General features: G+C 64.1%; 2 protein-coding genes. Both read right to left on the reverse strand.

The features are described 5' to 3' along the window. Positions 1-12: 12 nt before the first annotated feature. A complete protein-coding gene (locus SMD10_RS25400) occupies positions 13-570 on the reverse strand; it encodes an IS630 family transposase (RefSeq protein WP_432757314.1) in 558 nt (185 codons plus the stop codon). Continuing rightward, positions 567-1,073: an IS630 family transposase gene (locus tag SMD10_RS25405; protein ID WP_331688500.1), complete on the reverse strand. Its 507-nt coding sequence runs from the start codon at positions 1,071-1,073 to the stop codon at positions 567-569. Before SMD10_RS25405 ends, SMD10_RS25400 begins: the two co-directional genes overlap by 4 nt. Between the last annotated feature and the right edge of the window lie 92 nt (positions 1,074-1,165).

A 1,165-nucleotide genomic window follows, 5' to 3' on the forward strand; every position in this document is an offset into this window, starting at 1 on the left:
ATACCGCTGAGCCTATGAAGTGACCGCCTTGATCCAGGGATAGTTGCAGAGCGAGATGATGCGCTCAAGATTTTCGGTGGCGCGGTTCCAGGCTTGGCAGCAGGCGTCGATGATGGCGGCCTGATCGGCGAAGAAGCGCAGCGAGAGGCACGTCTCCTTGAGATAGAGCCATAGCCGCTCCACTGGGTTGAGCTCTGGACTGTAGGCGGGCAGCGGAACCAGCGTGATGGCGTCGGGCACGTTGAGCCCCGCCTTGCCGTGCCAGCCGGCGCCGTCGAGGACCATGACGACGTGAACCTCATCGGCAATGGTCTTGGCGAACTCGGCCAGATAGAGGCTCATCATCTCCTTGTTGGCGAAGGGCAGGATCAGCGCGAAGGACCTCCCCGTCGCCGGCTCGACAGCACCATAGATGTAGGTCCACTCGAAACGTTGATCGCAGAGACCGGGCGGACGCTTACCGCGTGTCCACCAACGATGGCAAAGCCGGCCCTTCTGGCCGACCCGAGCCTCGTCCTGAAACCACACCTCGATCCGCTTATCGGGATGGGCTTGGAGAGCGGCCTTCAGGGCCTCGCGAAGCCCCTTTTTTGGAAGCGCTCCTGCGCTTTCGGATCCTTGAACGGATGGCTCGGCCGCGTCTTCTGTCGGGAGAAGCCGTTCTGGCGCAGGATGCGCGACAGGCTGGCCGGGTGCAGGCTCTTGCCGAAATGGGCCTCGATCCAGCGACACAGTTCCGACAGCGTCCAGGTCGATACGCCGTCCGTCTCTGGATCGGGGCCGCGGAAGATGACGGCGGACAGCGCCGCCAGCTCGCCCTCCGTCAGCCGCGGTGCCGGATGGCCCTTCGGCAGGTCGCACAGCCCGGCAATGCCGTCCTCGTTGTAGCGCACCACCCAGTCGCGCAGCGTCTGCCGATCCATGCCGGCAGCCCGCGCCGCATCCGCCCGGCTCATCCCATCGAGAGCATTGGCGATCGCCAGCATTCTGCTCGCCACCCGCCCATTCGTCTCTCGGCGGGCCATCGCCCGGAGCTCGCCTGCCGAATATCTGTCGCTGATCTCCAACGCCATCCGCATCTCCCTCGTCGCATCTAGTACGAAGGAATCACGGTCGCCGAAGCCACGCAAATCACGCCAGAGTCAGATCATCCGCTCAGCGGTAT

The organism is Consotaella aegiceratis, assembly GCF_036541425.1.
Classification (GTDB): domain Bacteria; phylum Pseudomonadota; class Alphaproteobacteria; order Rhizobiales; family Rhizobiaceae; genus Consotaella; species Consotaella aegiceratis.

Coding starts and splice junctions, on each gene's coding strand:
- SMD10_RS25405 (WP_331688500.1), bottom strand. CDS start 1,073: ATGGCGTTGGAGATCAGCGACAGATATTCGGCAGGCGAGCTCCGGGCG.